The organism is Seonamhaeicola sp. (assembly GCF_028281565.1).
Taxonomy (GTDB): Bacteria; Bacteroidota; Bacteroidia; order Flavobacteriales; family Flavobacteriaceae; genus Seonamhaeicola.
In genome coordinates this window covers 45,071-62,691 of sequence record NZ_JANQJQ010000037.1, presented here as the reverse complement: position 1 = coordinate 62,691, position 17,621 = coordinate 45,071, and the positions used below count along the sequence as shown (strand labels likewise).

The window sequence follows — 17,621 nt, the reverse complement described above, 5'->3', positions numbered from 1 at the left end:
ATTTTCGGGATATTAGTAATAAATATTATTATATAACGAGTTGTGGTGCATTAAGATGAACGATAAAGAAAAAGCCATACAAATTACAAAGTCCTTTCTCGAAAAAAATGAGATTTATAAGGATTATATTGTTGACTCTTTTAATATTTTGGAACGAGAATCGCTTTGGTACATCCCATTTAAAGAATTAAATCCCGACCCAAACAATTTTTTAGTTGGAGCTTATAATGGAATAATAGTTGACAAAAGTTCATCTGATTTTCTTCAACCAGGTAGCGCTTTGAGTCTTGACGAATGGATTTACGGATTTGAAATTGGAATTAGAGGAAAACGATATGACTTGATAATTGAGAAGATAATCGACTATCAAAAAACTTTAGATATTTTAAGTAAAATAGGACTAAACTACGTGGAAATAGAAGTTGAGAACGGAACTGAGTGGAAAATTCCAAAAGATTTCAAGCGGAAAGAAATAAAAAAGCGACTTGACAAACTACCTTGTAAATTTAAAAATCAATCATTCACTTATTCAATTGATGAATTTAAAAAAATCCGAAACGAACAAATATTTGAATATAAACTTGAAACAACAGAAAATACTGATTCTTCAATACTTGGCGAATTATTAAATTAATAAAAATAACGACACCACAACAATGTCTATAAGTAATTGCTTGTTCTAGACTACTTTGGAAATTCCGCAGGAATTTCCAACTTGGTGTGTACTTGTAAGGTTAAGTTCTAAATCACGCAACTACTCATAGCCGCGACCGTTGGGCGTAATTTGAGAAAATGAACAATCTAACAGATGAAATAAAAGATATTGAATTCGAAACAGGGCAGAATTTTCATTTTGACCTTGATAGAGAGTTTGAGCTTATTTCTTCAAATTTAAGTTTAAAGGAACAGGAACTTCTTAAAGCGGATTTTGATTTCTTTTTGGACAAAGGAAAATTCCTTGTAATAAATACATTTTGTGGAGGAATTCTATTTTTAAAAGTACCCGAACTCATAGAAAAGATAATGATTGAGTCACGAGCTGAGAAAAAAGATATTAAGGCTTCGGTATTTTTTGAATCAGAATTAAGAAAAGCGGAGAATATTAAATACAAACCAAAAGCTGGAAAAATAGAATCAACCGAATGGAATGTCAAATCAATATTTCCGAGTTTCTTTCAGTATGAGAAGAAAATTCAAATAGCGTTATTGACAGTAATTGGAAAAGTTGTCAAAAGGATTTGTGAATATGGGCGGACAAATTTTGCTTATATGAAAATAGAAAATGAGTTTGAAATAGAATTGCTGATTAATAGACAAGTTAAATCTAAACTAAAAGTTGAACTGAATTAAAAACTACTCATAACAAAGAATTGAGTTAAAGAATATATTTCTTTATTAAATTCTTAGAAGTTCGGAAATAGAAATTTCCAAACCAGCCGCAATCTTCATCAAAGTAAGTAAACGCGGATTTGTTCTACCTTTTTCAATCATATATAATTGAGTTCTACCAATCTCACAATCAAAAGCAAATGACTTTTGGTCAATCTCTTTTTCTTCTCTTAGTTGCCTGATTTTAGCACCTAACTTTTGAAAATATTTTGATTCTTTCGTGTTCACTATACCGAATATCTATAAATTATTTATATATTGTGTTCGGAATAACGAACAAATCTTTAATAAGCCGATTTAGGAAATTAAAAATCTATAAAAAATTCCAACCTCGAGAATGGAAATATACTCCCGTCCCTGAAATTCGACTTGAGGGAAAGTGGCTGAAAGAACTTGGATTTGAAATCGGAAAAGAAATTGAAATCAAACAACAAAAAGAATAAGCTGACTATTACACTGACCGACAAAAAAGAAGAAAAATAACTACGCCCAACAAGGTGTATAATTAATTGCTTGCAAAGTCCCTACTTGGAAAATTCCTTCGGAATTTTCTCTCGTTCGTTTTTGTTTATTAAATTAGTTGCTCAAACACGCAACTAATCATACACAAAACCGTTAGCAACAAGCTCAACCAAACAATCGAGATAATTAATGAACAGAATAATACTTATTGGAAATGGTTTTGATTTAGCACATGGAATGAATACCAGCTACAATCATTTTTTAAAGGATTATTGGGAAAAAATAATTACTCAACTACAACATTCTGCAGCTAGCAATATTACAAGCTTAGGAAAGACATTTGAAAATGAAGAAATCATAGTAGATGGACTTCATGGTTCTTGGGGAGATACTACTAAGATTGACGCAACAAATTTTGAAGGCTTATTAACTAATTTAAAGTCACAAAATATCAATCTTTCGTTTAAGAATAAATTCTTAGAAATACTTACAAAAAAGCAAAAAGAACTGAATTGGGTAGATATTGAAATCGAATATTATGAATTACTCAAAAAATCTTTTACTGACAAAGATAAAGGGACACTAGATTATACTATTCAACAACTTAATGAAGACTTTGAAAGAGTAAAGAATTTATTAGAGGAATATCTATTAAAAATTGAACTGGAATTTGATAAAAGTAAAAACACAAATTTCTCAAGAACTAGGAATAGAATAGAGAAAAAAATATATTCTCATTTCAATTTAAGAGATTTTTCAGAAAGCTCTTTAAATCAAAAAATTGACCTTGAATATGCTGACTTTGTAAAAGATGCTGAGGCATTTAAAGATGGTAATGTTGAAAGAAGTGAATTGTCCAAAAAAAGAATATCGCTTATTCAAGCAATTGGTGCTGATGCAAGTAGAGAGGAATTCAAAAGCATGATGATTTCACAAGATGCTCATGTTTTCTTTGACTTATTACCTAACCTAACACTCTTTTTAAATTTTAATTATACTCTTACAGAACTCTATTATGAATCACCACCTAGATTGTCTACATGGGGAAATGGAAAAACAGTAGAGTTTAATCATATTCACGGAAGCAATAGAAAAGAAGACAAAAACCCCATAATTTTTGGTTTTGGGGATGAACTAGATGAAGACTATAAAAAAATAGAGAGACTTAATAATAATGACTATTTAGAGAATATAAAATCTATAAAATATTTGGATACTGATAATTACAAAAGGTTATTAGAGTTTGTTAATGCTGGAAATTATCAAATAATGATAATGGGACATTCTTGTGGTACATCAGATAGAACATTATTAAATACAGTTTTTGAAAATGATAACTGCGCTTCAATTAAAGTTTTTTATCACAATAAAGGAGATAATAAAGATAATTTTAGCGATATAATTAAAAACATTTCACGGAATTTTAATGACAAGGCTTTAATGAGAGATAGAGTTGTAAATAAAACATATTGCGAACCTCTGAACTAAAAAGCCAGTTGCTAACAATGTGTATAATTCATTGCTAGTTAGAGCTTACTTACGAAAGTCCTCGCGGACTTTCTATCTGTGATTTATTTGCTAACTTTAGTACTTAAACATGCAACGAAATCATACACTAGACCGTTGTAAGTAATGCCGAAGAACCTAATTTACATATCAATAATCATATCTTTTTTAAACTCCTGCGACTTCAGAAGCGCTGCTGAATACTACAATACTTCTTTAGAAATGAAACAGAAGGGAGATTTAAAATTAGCCATTCAATTATTAGATAAAGCTATAGATAAGCAAGAAAATTTTAGAGCTGCTTTACTAAATAGAGGTACTTATAAAACGAGATTAGGGCTAGTGAAAGAAGGTATTGTTGACTATAAAAAAATACTTGAATTTGACCCTGAAAATACAGTAGTCCTTTTCAATATTGGAAATAGTTATAGTATGCTAGATGAACATAATCAAGCTGTTTTGTTTTACACAAAAGCTCTTAAGACAAAAGGCTCTCTAGAAAGTTTTGAAATTTCAAATGGCACTCCAATGGCGTTTCAAACAAACATAGACTATAACCGATTTGATAGTGATAATAACTATAACAAGCTGGATTGCGAAATATATTTTGAACGTGGTATAGAATATTTAGAATTAGAAAAGTTTGATAATGCAATTTCTGACTTGAACAAATCACTTAAATCCAACTACAAAAAAAAGGATTGCTTCTATTATATAGGTGAGGCATATTATGGAAAAAATGATTCGATTAAAGCTTGTCAAAATTTTATAAAATCAGCAAAAATGGGTGACAATGATGCCAGAGAAGTTCTAAAAGAATATTGTATTCAGCAGAAATAATTAATTAAAAACACTACTTACAACAAAGTGTATAATTAATTGCTTGGGTTAGTGCTTATTTGGAAAATTCCTTCGGAATTTTCTCTCGTTCGTTTTTGTTTATTAAATTAGTTGCTTAAACACGCAACTAATCATACACAAAACCGTTATAGCCCATTAGGATGAAACAACGCGCAACAATATTTATCTTGATTTTGACTTCGATTGGTTTACAAGCTCAAACGATTGATACATATTTTTTGCACTTTCCCATTTCAAAATATGATACAATTGTATATAAGAGAATAATTGAAACATTGGATAAAAACAATTTGATTCATGTTGAAGACTATTATCCAAACGGACAAATTCAAATGGATGCCTATTATTCAAATTTTGATAAAAACGTAAAAGAAGAACTTCAATGTAATTATGGCACAAACACAAAACAGGGGAGATATAAAGAGTGGGCAAAAAACGGACAACTAATTTATGATGCAAATTACAAAAATGGATTAAGAGATGGATTAGCCGTTTCATGGTATGAAAACGGGATTAAAGAATCTGAAAAAAAATGGAATAATGGACAATTAAATGGGACTTGTAAATATTGGAATGAAAAAGGAGATTTAGAGTATGACTTAACATTCAAAAATGGCATTAATCAATCCCCTGAAACAGTCTCCTATCAATACATTACTTATTTGCCAACGAGTTATGCAAGTAATGCTCTCAAAGAATATCCTTTATTAATTTTTCTTCATGGCGGTTCTGCCCGCGGGACAGACACTCTTGATTTATATGATGCTGGTCCATTTGACCAAATTTATCGAGGTCGTAATTTCCCTTTCATAATTGTTGCCCCTCAATGTCCAAAAAATATTCGCTGGTCAACTGAAAACTGGTTTGAAAACTTTTATTCTGACTTGATAAAAGAATACAGGATAGATACAAATAAGGTCTATTTAACGGGAGAAAGTTTAGGAGGTTCTGGAACTTGGTATATTGCAACAAAATATTCAGATAAATTTACAGCAATTGCACCAATGAGTGGTTTCACCAGACATATGGATTATATTTCAGAAAACATTGAGAATTTAAAAAAAATGCCAATTTGGGCATTTCATGGAGAATTAGATAACGTAGTACCAGTTGAAGAAACAGATTATTTGATAAATAGACTAAACGACATAAATAGTCAAGTAAAATATACAAGAAAAAAAAGTGTTGGACATTGGATTCATTGGTTGGTATATCCAGAGAATGAATTATATGATTGGTTTATGAGTTATGATAAAAGAAATAATAAATAACGGGCTATAACAATGTATATAAAAAATTGCTAGTTTTAGCTTAACCAATGTGAGTTGCTCGTTTGCTAGCTTCTGATTTTCCTTTGGAAAATCCTCGTACACAAACTACGCAACTTTCCATAAACGAACCGTTGGCATTCATTAAATGACACCTGAAAAAATAATCAAAATGAAAATATTTATAAAAATTTTAGTTTTAACAAGTTTTGTTTTGACTTCTTGCTCAAAAGAAAATGAAGAATACTATTCTTATAATTTTTCAGAAAATAAAAAACTGAATATTGAAACATATGATGAGAGCTATATGAAATATGGAAACATTGAGCAAGGATCTAACTTAGTGTTTGAATATGAATATTCAGCAGAAGACGATGTTAATGTCTCGGATGATGAATATTCTGAATTTATTCGTTTTGAAATAAACCCAACACTTACAGAGTTTAACTATGAGAATGGTGAGTTGTTAGATATTAAAGCTGTTTTTTCAAAGAGTTGTTTTTGTTATTTTGAATATGACCCAAATAAAGACGTTCCCCCAACAGGAACAATAAGTGGAAAAAGAATTTCTCAAACCGAATGGAATATTTCAATAGATGTAACCTTTTATGGAGATGAACACAAAAACATTATGAATAAATTTCGATCGAAAAACTAACGAAATGCCAACAAAGATCGCTATAAGTAATTACTTGTTCTATCCTACTTCTGAAAATCCTTGCGGATTTTCAGCTTGGCGTGTACTTGCAAAATTAAGTACTAAACTACGCAACTACTCATAGCCTAAACCGTTAGGCACAAGCTAAAGATACGTCTTCGATTTTAAAAAAAGTCTTACATTTACCTTATGGACATAAAACTGACAGAAGAAGAAAAAATTAAAATCCTGAATTCCGATGATATTTACGGAATTATGCAAAAGATTCTGCTTCGTGAAGACAAAATTGACCAAAACAGGGAGCATTTTTGGGTTATCGGACTTGAGAATAATAATCGAATTCTATTTATTGAACTCATCAGTTTAGGAACCGTAAATAAAGCTCTAGCGGAGCCTATGGAGGTCTTTAGTCTTTCTTTGCAAAAAAGGGCTGTGAGAATCATTTTATGCCATAACCATCCAAGCGGAGAATTAAAACCATCTGAGGCCGATAAAGATATTTCGGATAGATTAATCCAAGTAGGCATTATTGTGGATACCGAGGTTATTGACCATTTAATAATATCTGACAAAAGCTACTTAAGCTTTGCTGACATCGGACTTTTAGACGAATTGAAAAAAAGCACAAAATACGTTCCTACCTATGTGCTTGAACAAAGGATTAAGAAAGAAGTAGCAGAAATTGCTAAACGAAAAGAAAAAATTGAAATAGCAAAAGAACTTAAGCGGAGAGGGACAAAGGATGAAGATATTTCTGAAATTACAGGTTTATCGATTGAAGAAGTTCAAAAGTTAAGAGTACGAAAAAAATAAAAAGCCAGTGCCTAACAAAGTATATAAAAAATTGTTTTTTTGGGCTAAACCAATGTTAGTTGCTCGTTTGCTAGCTTCCGATTTTCCTTCGGCAAATCGTCGCATACAAACACGCAACTTTTCATATACGTAACCGTTACCTGCAATAATTTATGACGAAACTTCAACTTGCGCTTGATAATGATCTAAATAATGCTTTCAGAATCCTGAAGGAGGTTCATTCTTTTATTGATATTATAGAGATTGGAACTCCGATGATTATTCGTGAAGGAATGAACGCTGTTCGTCAAGTTCGATTGAAATACCCCCATCTAACTCTTTTAGCCGATTTAAAAATTATGGATGCGGGTAAAGAAGAGGCGGATATTGCATTTGAAGCCGGAGCTGATATTGTGACTGTCTTGGGTGTAACAAATGATACAACTGTGGAGGGTGCTGTTCAAAGTGCTAATAATTGGGGGAAACAAATCATGATCGATATGATGTGTGTCACCAATCCAGTGGAATCCGGTCAAAAGTTTATTCATATGGGATGTGACATTTTATGTGTCCACACAGCTTATGATCAACAATCCTCTAAGGATAGCCCCTATCAGGAACTCAAATTACTAAGGCAGAATCTTCCATTGAGCAAGCTTGCAATAGCTGGCGGTATCAATAACGCCAAATTGGATTCGGCCCTCAAATATCAACCTGATATCGTTATTGTCGGGAATGCAATAACGGGTAAAAATGATTATGTTGAACACGCCAAGCAGATTAAAGAAAAATTAACGAATTATGCAGGTTGAGCAATTAATAGACAATATACTTAATGAACTTTCCAACACCTTGCATCAAATAGATGTAACCCAAATTGAAGAATTAGAAACTTCAATAATAAAAGCTAATCGGATATTTGTGGCCGGGAAAGGCCGAACAGGTCTTCAAATGAAAGCTTTTGCCATGAGACTTATGCATTTAGGCCTAAAGGTTTTTGTGGTTGATGATGTGACGACTCCGGGTATCCAACAATCTGATTTGCTCATCATAGGTTCAGGTTCCGGAAGAACAGAATCGCTCAATGGATATGCCAAATCAGCACTATCAAATAATGCTGATTTAGCTTTTATAACAGGCAACGCTCAGTCACCGATTACGAACTTATCTCATAATACAGTTTATATCCCGGCAAGTAATTTCAAATCTGACAATCAAGGAAAAAAATCCTCTGCGCTTATCATGGGATCTCTTTTTGAGTATACAATTGGGTTGCTATTTGATTTAATGATTATTCAGCTTATGAATAAACTTCAGCAAACAGAAGGTGCCATGAACAATCGTCATGCAAATCTTGAATAGGTTGTTTTTCATAATATGACGTGATAAAGCAGGTAACAATCGTTACCTGCAATCAGAACGAACGAGAAAAAATGTACCAAAGGATAGCACATATTGCATTAGTTGTAAAAGATTATGATGACGCAATTGAATTTTATACTAAAAAATTAGATTTCACACTTCTTGAAGACACAAGAATAGATGAAAAGAAAAGATGGGTAATGGTTGCACCGCCAGGAGCGAAAGAATGTTGCTTGTTACTTGCCAAAGCCGCTAATGAACGGCAATCCAAAAGTATTGGAAATCAGACAGGAGGACGAGTTGGATTTTTTCTATTCACAGATGATTTTTGGAGAGACTATAACAAAATGACAGAAAGAAAAATAAGTTTTGTAAGACCGCCAACTGAGTTTGACTATGGAACTGTCGCAGTATTTGAGGACTTATATGAAAATATGTGGGACTTGATTGAACCGAATAAAAATAATAAAGGATTGATAATAAAATAACAGCAGGTAACAGTGTATATAAAAAATAGGCGAAACAGTACTAATTTCAAGGTTTTTGGCTCGTAACAGACTATGTGCTTAACCGAAAGTTTGGAGCTTCGAAATCGCCTACTTTTCATATACTAGCCCGTTGTATGCAAGCTGAAAAACTCCAACAAAAAATATGAACAAACAAGTATTTGAAGATTTTCATTCAAAATTAACATCTAAAAATCTACAGAACAATAATGTGTTTGAAAAAGAAATTACAATACATTATTTTGAAATACTTGAAATATTAGCAACCGATTTCGAAACCTACCGAAAATTCTCCCCATTAATTCTATCCACTTTAGAAGATAACGATAGAAAGTCCATTTCTTATTCTTTATTTATCTTTTTCGATTTATTTGAAAAATTGACCAGCCAAAGTAATGTTTACAAGTTAGACCAGTCTGTAACTAAAGCTGAAATTACAGATGAATCGAATAGTAAATTTTTAAATTTATTAGAAAAAAGCCTTAAAATAAATAATCAATTAAGAATATCTGATTTTGAATTTCCTCCCAACGACTTAGCAGAGCTAGAAATAAAAGAAATAATCTCTTTACAAATTAGTATAATACAAGAGAGTGCCAAAGAGATAGACTGGAAAGAAGAACAAAGTGATAATATAATGTTACAGTTGCCTATTTTAAGGCATTTACTTGTTAGATTAAACAATCCCGAACTCTTTTATTTTATAATCGGAATATTTATTGATAGACTTAATTCTTCTGAATTTTATCAAGCGGCTAGAGATGTTTCTGAAGAAATTATAATTTCTAGTTTTAATGATGATTATCCACAATTTGGTTTTTTTAATGCTTTCAGATGTTATTCAGCGCAAGGTAGTGCTCAAACATCTCTTCTTTATGCTAATATAAGTATGCACCTTGTATTAAAAAACGAGCAAGGAGTTTCGGATAAATATCTACAAGAATTAATATGGCAGTCAATAAAATATTTTAGAAATACTGGCTTATACCCTTACGCTGTAAAAATTTATAAAAGCATACCTAAAACACTAGAATTTTCTGGTTATCATAGGCGGTCAATAGACCATTCTTACTTCACAAGTCTTATACCAATGGAGAAAGAAAAGTTACCTGATTTATTATTAGATTATCTAAACAAAGAAAGAGAGAATATATTCTCGGGTGGAGTTCACGAATCTTTACCTTGGTTAATTACATTGTATAATGTTAGAAGAATTTTCCCGAATGCAAATTTCAGTCTTACTGGTCTAGGTTATTATTTAAACATTTTCGAGCAAATTGTACCAAAAGAGTCTATTAGTAACTATAAAAATATTATCGATGGTAATTCCTCATCTTTAAAAGAGCAATTAAAAAAATCATTAATTAAATTAAATGAAACAAGGAATAAATCAGATATCGTTTATGATAATGATATGTCACTTAAAATTGCGAATAGAATAATTGAAGATAGTTTCGCAAAAAAAGATTCAGAAGCGATTTTGTTGGCTATGATGATTAAGTCGGATTTTAGTCTAATTTTTAAATCTAAAGAATCATTCGAGTTTGCTCCTTTTAAGGTTCCTACAACTGAATTAAAAAAATTCAACAAGATATATAGCGAGAGAGATAAAATCGAAAGTGAGATATCTAAAAATGAATTTCAATCGACATTTTGGCTTGCAATAACAGAGGGAAAAGTATTTCAATTAGCTTTCAGAAATAAGTCCTTTCAATATTTTGAGTTAACCCAATGGGATTGGTCAAAATTTAAAAGCCTCACTAACGGAGAATATTTTTCGAATTTTTCATTCGATGATACTGTTAAAGATAAAGGTGGAGTTCGAAATGTTTACGAAGAGGAACATTTTGAGCAAGCAAAAAAAATAAATGATGAACTTTCATTTAGCAAGCTAAATATTGATGATGATACGGATTCCATTTATCTTATAAAAGATATGGAACTAGCAGATTTTCCGCATAATTTGTTTCTCAATCAAAATGGAGAATTTCTGCACTTAAGTAAGCCTATTACAAATATCCTATCTACAGAATGGTATTTATCAGTTGACAAATCAACATCAATAAATAAAAATTATTCGAAATCTATATGGATACCAAAGGAAGAAGGAGATTTTACCTTAAACCAATTATATGCCAAAATCGAAAATAATTTAACCGAAAATAATTTTGATATTAATACTAAATTGGAAAAGGATTCCTCTATAACATCTGATATAAACATTATTTGTTCTCATGGAGCAAAAGATATTGCGGAAAAACAAATTATATATCCTTCTGAAAGACCACTAATAAATCTTAACAAAGTAATTGGCGAAGGAGAAGTTTTAATTTTCTTAATCTGCCATTCGGGTTCATACAAATCAGAACTATTTAAAAACAACATTACATCTTTAGTAAAAACATATATTGAAAAAGGGTATAAAGCTATAATAGCTCCATTTTGGGGATTACACATAAATGTTCCAGAAATTTGGCTACCCGAATTTTTAAGTTCATTTAATAACGGAGATTCAATTGATATTGCGCTTTTTAAAGCAAATAAAAAGGTTTATGCTAAATATCCTACCCCTGCTGCTTGGTGTGCAATGCATTTATATGGTAATCCGAATTTAAAAGTTGAACAATAGAAAAGCCAGCATACAACATGCGTATAAACCAAATAAAAAACTAAAATTTCACTAATAATTCTAGAAATTACATTTTTCAATAATCTTAAACTTTAACATTATCGTGTAAGTTTTATAAAAACTTTAAGACCATTGTAGCCTAACTTTAAGCATTAAACATAAAAATGTCAATTATGAAAAAATCATCAATCCTAAGCGCCTTTGCTTTTGTATTCGTTTTACTTTTATCAACAGATATTAACGCACAAAAGTTTGGCGGCTTAGACAAAAGCCCCATGGATGCGGCTATTTACAAAACTTCAAGAAATGCCCCGGCTATTGCAAAAGTTATTTATAGCAGACCTCAGTTAAAAGGAAGATCCCTAAGCAGTTTAGCTCCTAACGGGAAAGTTTGGAGAACCGGTGCCAATGAAGCGGCCTCCATTACGTTATACAACGACATGAAAATTGGAGGAAAATCCGTTAGTGCAGGGGAATATTCTCTTTTCACCATTCCCGGAGACAAAGAATGGACTATTATTATCAGTAAAGATATCAATGTCTGGGGGGCTTATTCATATAATAAGGCCAATGATGTTATTAGAGTTTCTGCTCCTGTTAGTTCCGGAGATTCCCTTGAAGCCTTTTCAATTGCTTTTACCCAGGGCAACATGCACTTAGGATGGGGAACCACCAGGGTTACCGTTCCTTTTTCAAAATAATTTTTTACTCAATTATAAAGCAATAAAAAGCCTTGATGTCTCAAGGCTTTTTATTTACGGAATATTCAAATACTTATGTGTTTGTAAAGACACTTTCCACTTGGGGTTTTCCATCACATAATCTACAATAAACGGAATCACTTTATCACGCTTACTCCATTCCGGTTGCAGATATAATATACAGTCTTTATTCACTTTCGACGCCTGCTCTTCTGCAAATCTTAAATCGTCTTTATTATAAACTATGATCTTTAATTCATCAGCAACTTTATAAATAGCCTCAGTAGGCTTTTTGATCTTTTTTGGCGACAAACAAATCCAATCCCATTGTCCTGTAAGCTTATAAGCCCCGGAGGTCTCAATATGGGTTTTTAAACCGGCTTCTTTCAGTTGGGTTGTTAAGACCGTCATATCCCAGGTTAATGGTTCACCACCCGTTACAACTATGGTATCGCTATATTTTCTGGCGTTCTCCACAATTTTTGCAGTCTCTGTGGGCGGGTGCAAATCGGCATTCCAACTCTCCTTGACATCACACCAATGACAGCCAACGTCACAACCGCCAATGCGAATGAAATAGGCAGCTGTTCCTTTATAATACCCTTCTCCCTGAATAGTATAGAACTCTTCCATCAGGGGAAGCATTTCTCCCTTGTCAACCAGTTTTTTTAGCACATCATTCATAAGTTTGCAAAGATACATAATCCCAACTGTTTTTTCGATTTTGAATTTCAATTCGGTTTTTATACTTTTACTGATCCCTAACGTAGTAAATTACCACATTACAATACTTAACTTAAGAATGAAAAAAATAGCATGTTTAGTAATGCTACTTTGTTATGGTTATTACAGCTCGGCTCAAATAGGGATCGGCACTACGAACCCGGAATCTTCTTCCATTTTACATGTGGAATCATCAGATCGGGGGTTATTACCCCCAAGGGTTAGTCTAACAAGTGTTAATGATATTTCAACCATTCCTGCTCCAACAGAGGGTTTAATGGTATACAGTTTATCAACCAACAATTGTAATTTACCTGCCGGTTTATATATATTCAACGGCTCTGTATGGCAAAGAGTTAGTTTTTCCGGCGGGACCAAGACCTATTCAAGACTGGTTAAAGATGAAATAGGCGTGGGTAGTGTTACTTTTACCGCCTATAATGCATCCAATAGCTATGGTCATTATAATAGCTTATTTGACGATGTAAATAATACCGGTGGAAACACTTTTCATATGAGCAGAGTTGGTTCGCCTGCAGGAGATTGGGGATTTGGTATTTCCTTTCCGGGCCAATATTTCATATCACAGGTCATTCTGGACGGGAGAAACGAATGCTGCACCAACAGGATAGAAAATGTTGTTATCAGGTTATATAGTTGTGGAAATTTGGTTTATTCAAGCCCGGCAATTAGCTCCTCTTCTACCGGAGACAATACCGTTTCCATACCCAATATCTATGCGGACGAAATAAGGCTGGTCGTTCCTAACGGAGGCACAACACCCGGCGGTTCTGTAATAAATTTCACAGAATTAGACATTGTAGGCTATTCATATGAATAGTTCTATATAATCAGGCAACAGCTAAATCCTAATTTGTAAGAATTTTGATATTTTCTTGAAAATTCCTATTTTCGCTTCAGGATTAATTAAAAGTAAATTGCTCTCTCACTTTCTCTAAGATGGAAAAACTCCCTTGTTTCCTCATACTATTACTATGCGTGCATGGTATTGGATTTTCTCAGGTAGGCATTGGTACCACCAACCCAACTGCAGAACTTGAAATTGAAACTACCGCCACAGGTATTCCTGCCCTGGAATTAAATGCCCAAACAACTCCAACAGGTACCGTAACCGGTCAAATCTCATTGATTGGGGACAAATTATTCATGTACGATGCTACCAGAGCCAAATGGTTAAGTTTAGAAACTATTGCTATACAATACGGCCGAAATGGAAATGCTGATAATCAACGACTTCATTACGGAGGAAACATGCAAAACAATAATAGCGGCGCTATGATGCCTTTTGACGGCACTATTGTAGCCGTATCTTCGAGATCCTCCGGAGGAAACGCCAGTAAGCAATTTCAAGTTAGAATTAGAAACGGTACTACAAACCAGGCAGGGACATTTACCTTTAATCATGTAAATAACGAATACATCTCTACTACCAACAATGCCGATTTTAATGCCGGGGATTATATAAATGTTCATGCACAGGCTGCCGGTTCTGCCGTTTCTAACGCCACAGTTATTCTTTGGATAAAATGGCGGGAATAAACCATAGGTTTATCTGGTAAAAGCCATTTTTTTCTTCCTTTTATTTCCTTTATTTTTATGCAAAATTACTGTGTATGGATACTAAGGAAACTTTCTTCAATTATATAACGGAAGGCAATAAAACCAAAGGTGATTTTATCCCCATGGGAGCCGCTATGTTAGCTGGTGAAACGGTTACCGGAGCTCATGTAAAAATCCCTTTAAAGACCATGAACCGTCATGGTTTAATAGCCGGTGCAACCGGAACGGGAAAAACAAAATCATTACAGGTTTTAGCCGAAAATTTAAGTGATAAAGGGATCCCGGTATTATTGATGGATATAAAAGGGGATTTAAGCGGATTGGCACAACCCAGTCCCGGGCACCCTAAAATTGATGAACGCCACGAAAAAATAGGACTGCCGTTTGAAGCCAAATCGTTTCCTGTTGAAGTTTTAACATTATCAGAACAAGACGGGGTTCGCCTCAGGGCCACTATTAGTGAATTTGGGCCGGTTTTACTATCCAGGATTTTAGATCTAACGGAAACACAAAGCGGTATTGTTTCGGTTATTTTCCAATATTGTGATGATAACAAACTCCCCCTGCTCGATCTAAAAGATTTTAAAAAAATATTACAATATGCCACCCAGGAAGGCAAAAAAGAGTTTATGGAAGCCTATGGCAGAATTTCTACGGCTTCTACCGGTGCCATCTTGCGAAAAATTGTTGAACTGGAACAACAGGGCGCCGATCTGTTTTTTGGCGAGACCTCTTTTGAAGTGGATGACCTGTTACGCGTAGACGACGATGGACGCGGATTTATTAACATTATCCGGCTTACCGATATCCAGGATAGGCCAAAGCTTTTTTCAACTTTTATGCTAAGTCTGTTAGCCGAAATCTATTCTACATTTCCGGAGCAAGGTGATAGTGACAGGCCGGAACTCGTCATGTTCATAGATGAAGCGCATTTAATTTTCAATGAAGCCTCCAAAGCACTTTTAAATCAAATTGAAAGTATTGTAAAGCTTATCAGAAGTAAAGGGGTGGGTTTATATTTTGTAACTCAAAATCCAACCGATGTTCCTGAAGAAGTTTTAGGCCAGTTAGGTTTAAAAGTACAACATGCTTTAAGGGCCTTTACCGCTAAAGACCGAAAAGCTATTAAGCTGACCGCTGAAAATTATCCGGACTCCGAATATTATGACACTACAGAGGTGTTAACATCCTTGGGTATTGGAGAGGCTCTGGTTTCTGCTTTGGATGAAAAAGGCAGGCCTACACCACTTGCAGCTACCATGATGCGCGCGCCTATGAGCAGAATGGATATTTTAACCGATGCCGAGTTAAACACCTTACTTTCTCAATCGAAGCTTTCAAAAAAATACAATAAGGAAGTAGACAGGGAAAGTGCTTACGAATTACTTAATGAAAAAATTGAAAAAGCCGAAGCCGAAGAAGCTAAAGAAAAAGCCAGACAAGAAAAAGAAGCCTTGAAAAGGGCAGAAGCCAAACGAAAAACAAAAAGTACTTACTCCCGGAGAAGAAGTACCAGAATGAACCCGGTGGTAAAAGTACTTACCAGTGCCACATTTATAAGAAGTGTGTTTGGTATTCTAACGAAAGTTATGAAGAAGTAAAGTCTATAATAATAATTTAAAAAATCATATTTATATAATGCATAAAACCGTTTTAAGCCTCCTGTTACTTGGTGTTGTTTTTTCAGGTTGTAAAAAAGAACAGGACCCTTTTGAAATATCAAAACATCACATTGGATTGTTAACAGATTCCACTCAAGTTAAGGACCTGAAAACTATTTTCAGTAACGATTCCATATCAAAATATATTAGCGGTGATGAGTTTGCCGGAAGCGTGAATAACATCGAAATATTTAAAAAAGGCGGTGAAAAGCGTCTTATTTTAACTCCTGAAACGACTTTGGATTCCACATCGGTCATTGAAAGTATTCAGATTATTGACCCACAATATAAAACAGCTAAAGGCATTTCAACTTTAAGCACATTTAAAGATATAACTGCGGCTTATAAAATTTCTAAAATAGATAACCTGATAAACTCCGTAGTGCTTTCTGTTAAAGAATTAAATGCCAGTTTTGTGATTGACAAGAAGGAACTACCGGCAAATTTACGCTTTGATCTGGACCTGAAATTTGAAGAAACCCATATTCCGGATCATGCTAAAATTAAATATTTCTTTTTAATTTGGAATGATTAAAACATTATAAATGAATCCTTTTTTAACCAAAATAATATTTGATATAGCTCGAAAGAAACTCGAGAAAAAGCATCCTAAAAAGAATGTCAGCAAGAAAAAAATTGTGCCTTTGGTCAGGCAACTTCAGGTTGAACTGACCCATGCTATCAGTGAGTATATCTTTATCATACTGGGGGTTTTTTCTGCAGGCTTTGGTTTAAAAGGCTTTTTATTACCTAATAGTTTCATTGATGGTGGTGCCACAGGTATATCACTGTTGTTAGAAAACATAACGTCGTTAGAAATAGGCGTATTATTAATTTTAGTTAATACCCCCTTTATTATTCTGGCATCAAGAACCATAAGCCTGAAGTTTGCGCTTCGTAGTATTGCTGCTATTGCTTTTTTGGCTTTTGTAGTACATTATATAGACTATCCAACAATTACTGAAGACAAATTACTCATTGCTGTTTTTGGAGGCTTTTTCCTTGGTTTGGGTATTGGCATGTCAATGCGCGGAAGAAGTGTGATAGATGGCACTGAAGTTTTAGCCATCTTTTTAAGCAGAAAATTATCCGTAACAGTAGGTGATGTGTTATTGATCATAAACATTATTATATTTTCTTTCGGAGCTTATATTCTATCCGTAGAAACGGCACTTTATGCTATTTTAACCTATTTGGCCGCTGCCAGAACTGTTGACTTTGTGGTAGATGGTGTAGAAGAATATGTAGGGCTAACCATTATATCAAAAAAACACGAGGAGATAAGGATCATGCTTACTCAAAAATTAGGACGAGCCTGTACTATATATGCAGGTAAAGGAGGCTACGGAAAAGAAAGGGAAAGTGATGAAAAAGATATAATCTACACTGTTATCACCCGTTTGGAATTGCCAAGGATAAAGACTGAAATTGACAAAATTGACCGAAAAGCATTCCTGATCATGGGGCTTGTTAAAGAAATTAAAGGCGGTATGATAAAACGGAAACCCTTTAAAGAGTAACA

20 protein-coding genes are annotated in these 17,621 nt (G+C 33.5%); 18 read left to right on the top strand and 2 right to left on the bottom strand.

Annotated features, from left to right (window positions below; genetic code table 11):
- Window positions 1-55 precede the first annotated feature (55 nt).
- Both Q0983_RS15660 and Q0983_RS15655 read left to right on the top strand, forming a co-directional pair.
- A complete protein-coding gene (locus tag Q0983_RS15660; RefSeq protein WP_299555495.1) occupies window positions 56-634 on the top strand; it encodes a hypothetical protein in 579 nt (192 codons plus the stop codon).
- A gap of 158 nt (window positions 635-792) precedes the next feature.
- Window positions 793-1,350, top strand: coding sequence for a hypothetical protein (locus Q0983_RS15655; protein ID WP_299555492.1), 558 nt, complete (start codon window positions 793-795; stop codon window positions 1,348-1,350).
- 45 nt (window positions 1,351-1,395) lie between these two features.
- Here Q0983_RS15655 and Q0983_RS15650 read toward each other — a convergent pair whose 3' ends face one another.
- Window positions 1,396-1,617: a helix-turn-helix transcriptional regulator gene (locus Q0983_RS15650; RefSeq protein ID WP_299555489.1), complete on the bottom strand. Its 222-nt coding sequence runs from the start codon at window positions 1,615-1,617 to the stop codon at window positions 1,396-1,398.
- A gap of 32 nt (window positions 1,618-1,649) precedes the next feature.
- Here Q0983_RS15650 and Q0983_RS15645 point away from each other — a divergent pair, with 32 nt between their 5' ends.
- The 11 genes from Q0983_RS15645 (at window position 1,650) to Q0983_RS15595 (ending at window position 12,134) form a co-directional block, all read left to right on the top strand.
- A complete protein-coding gene (locus tag Q0983_RS15645) occupies window positions 1,650-1,832 on the top strand; it encodes a SymE family type I addiction module toxin (RefSeq protein ID WP_299555486.1) in 183 nt (60 codons plus the stop codon).
- A 208-nt stretch (window positions 1,833-2,040) separates the two neighbouring features.
- Window positions 2,041-3,339 (top strand): AbiH family protein, encoded by a 1,299-nt coding sequence (locus tag Q0983_RS15640; protein ID WP_299555484.1) that lies wholly within the window; start codon window positions 2,041-2,043, stop codon window positions 3,337-3,339.
- Window positions 3,340-3,579: 240 nt separating this feature from the next.
- Window positions 3,580-4,197 (top strand): tetratricopeptide repeat protein, encoded by a 618-nt coding sequence (locus Q0983_RS15635; RefSeq protein WP_299555481.1) that lies wholly within the window; start codon window positions 3,580-3,582, stop codon window positions 4,195-4,197.
- Window positions 4,198-4,358: 161 nt separating this feature from the next.
- Window positions 4,359-5,489 carry an alpha/beta hydrolase-fold protein gene (locus Q0983_RS15630; RefSeq protein ID WP_299555479.1) on the top strand — a complete coding sequence of 377 codons (1,131 nt, stop codon included), beginning with the start codon at window positions 4,359-4,361 and terminating at the stop codon, window positions 5,487-5,489.
- Window positions 5,490-5,658: 169 nt separating this feature from the next.
- A complete protein-coding gene (locus Q0983_RS15625; protein ID WP_299555476.1) occupies window positions 5,659-6,144 on the top strand; it encodes a hypothetical protein in 486 nt (161 codons plus the stop codon).
- A gap of 189 nt (window positions 6,145-6,333) precedes the next feature.
- Entirely contained in the window at window positions 6,334-6,957 is a 624-nt protein-coding gene (locus Q0983_RS15620) for a JAB domain-containing protein (RefSeq protein WP_299555473.1), read from the top strand.
- Window positions 6,958-7,109: 152 nt separating this feature from the next.
- Window positions 7,110-7,748, top strand: coding sequence for a 3-hexulose-6-phosphate synthase (gene hxlA / locus Q0983_RS15615; RefSeq protein WP_299555470.1), 639 nt, complete (start codon window positions 7,110-7,112; stop codon window positions 7,746-7,748).
- The gene (gene hxlB / locus Q0983_RS15610) at window positions 7,738-8,298 is read left to right on the top strand and encodes a 6-phospho-3-hexuloisomerase (RefSeq protein ID WP_299555467.1); all 561 of its coding nucleotides are present in this window, start codon (window positions 7,738-7,740) and stop codon (window positions 8,296-8,298) included. The genes hxlA and hxlB overlap by 11 nt, the downstream gene beginning before the upstream one ends.
- Before the next feature lie 20 nt (window positions 8,299-8,318).
- A complete protein-coding gene (locus Q0983_RS15605) occupies window positions 8,319-8,786 on the top strand; it encodes a VOC family protein (RefSeq protein WP_299555464.1) in 468 nt (155 codons plus the stop codon).
- Window positions 8,787-8,949: 163 nt separating this feature from the next.
- Complete coding sequence (locus Q0983_RS15600; RefSeq protein ID WP_299555461.1) at window positions 8,950-11,433, top strand: hypothetical protein; 2,484 nt, start codon at window positions 8,950-8,952, stop codon at window positions 11,431-11,433.
- 173 nt (window positions 11,434-11,606) lie between these two features.
- On the top strand, window positions 11,607-12,134 hold the full coding sequence (locus tag Q0983_RS15595; protein WP_299555459.1) for a DUF2911 domain-containing protein: 528 nt from the start codon (window positions 11,607-11,609) through the stop codon (window positions 12,132-12,134).
- Between the two features lie 54 nt (window positions 12,135-12,188).
- Here Q0983_RS15595 and Q0983_RS15590 read toward each other — a convergent pair whose 3' ends face one another.
- On the bottom strand, window positions 12,189-12,818 hold the full coding sequence (locus tag Q0983_RS15590) for a 7-carboxy-7-deazaguanine synthase QueE (RefSeq protein WP_299555606.1): 630 nt from the start codon (window positions 12,816-12,818) through the stop codon (window positions 12,189-12,191).
- Between the two features lie 118 nt (window positions 12,819-12,936).
- Here Q0983_RS15590 and Q0983_RS15585 point away from each other — a divergent pair, with 118 nt between their 5' ends.
- The 5 genes from Q0983_RS15585 to Q0983_RS15565 all read left to right on the top strand — a co-directional run bounded on the left by Q0983_RS15585 (window position 12,937) and on the right by Q0983_RS15565 (window position 17,619).
- Window positions 12,937-13,698, top strand: coding sequence for a hypothetical protein (locus Q0983_RS15585; RefSeq protein WP_299555456.1), 762 nt, complete (start codon window positions 12,937-12,939; stop codon window positions 13,696-13,698).
- Window positions 13,699-13,817: 119 nt separating this feature from the next.
- Window positions 13,818-14,417, top strand: coding sequence for a hypothetical protein (locus Q0983_RS15580; RefSeq protein ID WP_299555453.1), 600 nt, complete (start codon window positions 13,818-13,820; stop codon window positions 14,415-14,417).
- Between the two features lie 74 nt (window positions 14,418-14,491).
- Entirely contained in the window at window positions 14,492-16,039 is a 1,548-nt protein-coding gene (locus Q0983_RS15575) for a helicase HerA-like domain-containing protein (RefSeq protein WP_299555450.1), read from the top strand.
- A 37-nt stretch (window positions 16,040-16,076) separates the two neighbouring features.
- Window positions 16,077-16,634 carry a hypothetical protein gene (locus Q0983_RS15570; RefSeq protein ID WP_299555447.1) on the top strand — a complete coding sequence of 186 codons (558 nt, stop codon included), beginning with the start codon at window positions 16,077-16,079 and terminating at the stop codon, window positions 16,632-16,634.
- A gap of 10 nt (window positions 16,635-16,644) precedes the next feature.
- Window positions 16,645-17,619, top strand: a complete 975-nt coding sequence (locus tag Q0983_RS15565; RefSeq protein ID WP_299555444.1) for a YitT family protein — start codon at window positions 16,645-16,647, stop codon at window positions 17,617-17,619.
- Window positions 17,620-17,621: the final 2 nt, after the last annotated feature.

Bases quoted from the DNA above. Each gene is read 5' to 3' on its own strand.
- Q0983_RS15585 (WP_299555456.1), top strand. From the start codon at position 12,937: ATGAAAAAAATAGCATGTTTAGTAATGCTACTTTGTTATGGTTATTAC.
- Q0983_RS15580 (WP_299555453.1), top strand. From the start codon at position 13,818: ATGGAAAAACTCCCTTGTTTCCTCATACTATTACTATGCGTGCATGGT.
- Q0983_RS15570 (WP_299555447.1), top strand. From the start codon at position 16,077: ATGCATAAAACCGTTTTAAGCCTCCTGTTACTTGGTGTTGTTTTTTCA.
- hxlB (WP_299555467.1), top strand. From the start codon at position 7,738: ATGCAGGTTGAGCAATTAATAGACAATATACTTAATGAACTTTCCAAC.
- Q0983_RS15640 (WP_299555484.1), top strand. From the start codon at position 2,041: ATGAACAGAATAATACTTATTGGAAATGGTTTTGATTTAGCACATGGA.
- Q0983_RS15620 (WP_299555473.1), top strand. From the start codon at position 6,334: ATGGACATAAAACTGACAGAAGAAGAAAAAATTAAAATCCTGAATTCC.
- Q0983_RS15630 (WP_299555479.1), top strand. From the start codon at position 4,359: ATGAAACAACGCGCAACAATATTTATCTTGATTTTGACTTCGATTGGT.
- Q0983_RS15575 (WP_299555450.1), top strand. From the start codon at position 14,492: ATGGATACTAAGGAAACTTTCTTCAATTATATAACGGAAGGCAATAAA.
- Q0983_RS15565 (WP_299555444.1), top strand. From the start codon at position 16,645: ATGAATCCTTTTTTAACCAAAATAATATTTGATATAGCTCGAAAGAAA.
- Q0983_RS15600 (WP_299555461.1), top strand. From the start codon at position 8,950: ATGAACAAACAAGTATTTGAAGATTTTCATTCAAAATTAACATCTAAA.
- Q0983_RS15590 (WP_299555606.1), bottom strand. From the start codon at position 12,818: ATGAATGATGTGCTAAAAAAACTGGTTGACAAGGGAGAAATGCTTCCC.
- Q0983_RS15635 (WP_299555481.1), top strand. From the start codon at position 3,580: ATGAAACAGAAGGGAGATTTAAAATTAGCCATTCAATTATTAGATAAA.
- Q0983_RS15625 (WP_299555476.1), top strand. From the start codon at position 5,659: ATGAAAATATTTATAAAAATTTTAGTTTTAACAAGTTTTGTTTTGACT.
- Q0983_RS15660 (WP_299555495.1), top strand. From the start codon at position 56: ATGAACGATAAAGAAAAAGCCATACAAATTACAAAGTCCTTTCTCGAA.
- Q0983_RS15595 (WP_299555459.1), top strand. From the start codon at position 11,607: ATGAAAAAATCATCAATCCTAAGCGCCTTTGCTTTTGTATTCGTTTTA.
- hxlA (WP_299555470.1), top strand. From the start codon at position 7,110: ATGACGAAACTTCAACTTGCGCTTGATAATGATCTAAATAATGCTTTC.
- Q0983_RS15655 (WP_299555492.1), top strand. From the start codon at position 793: ATGAACAATCTAACAGATGAAATAAAAGATATTGAATTCGAAACAGGG.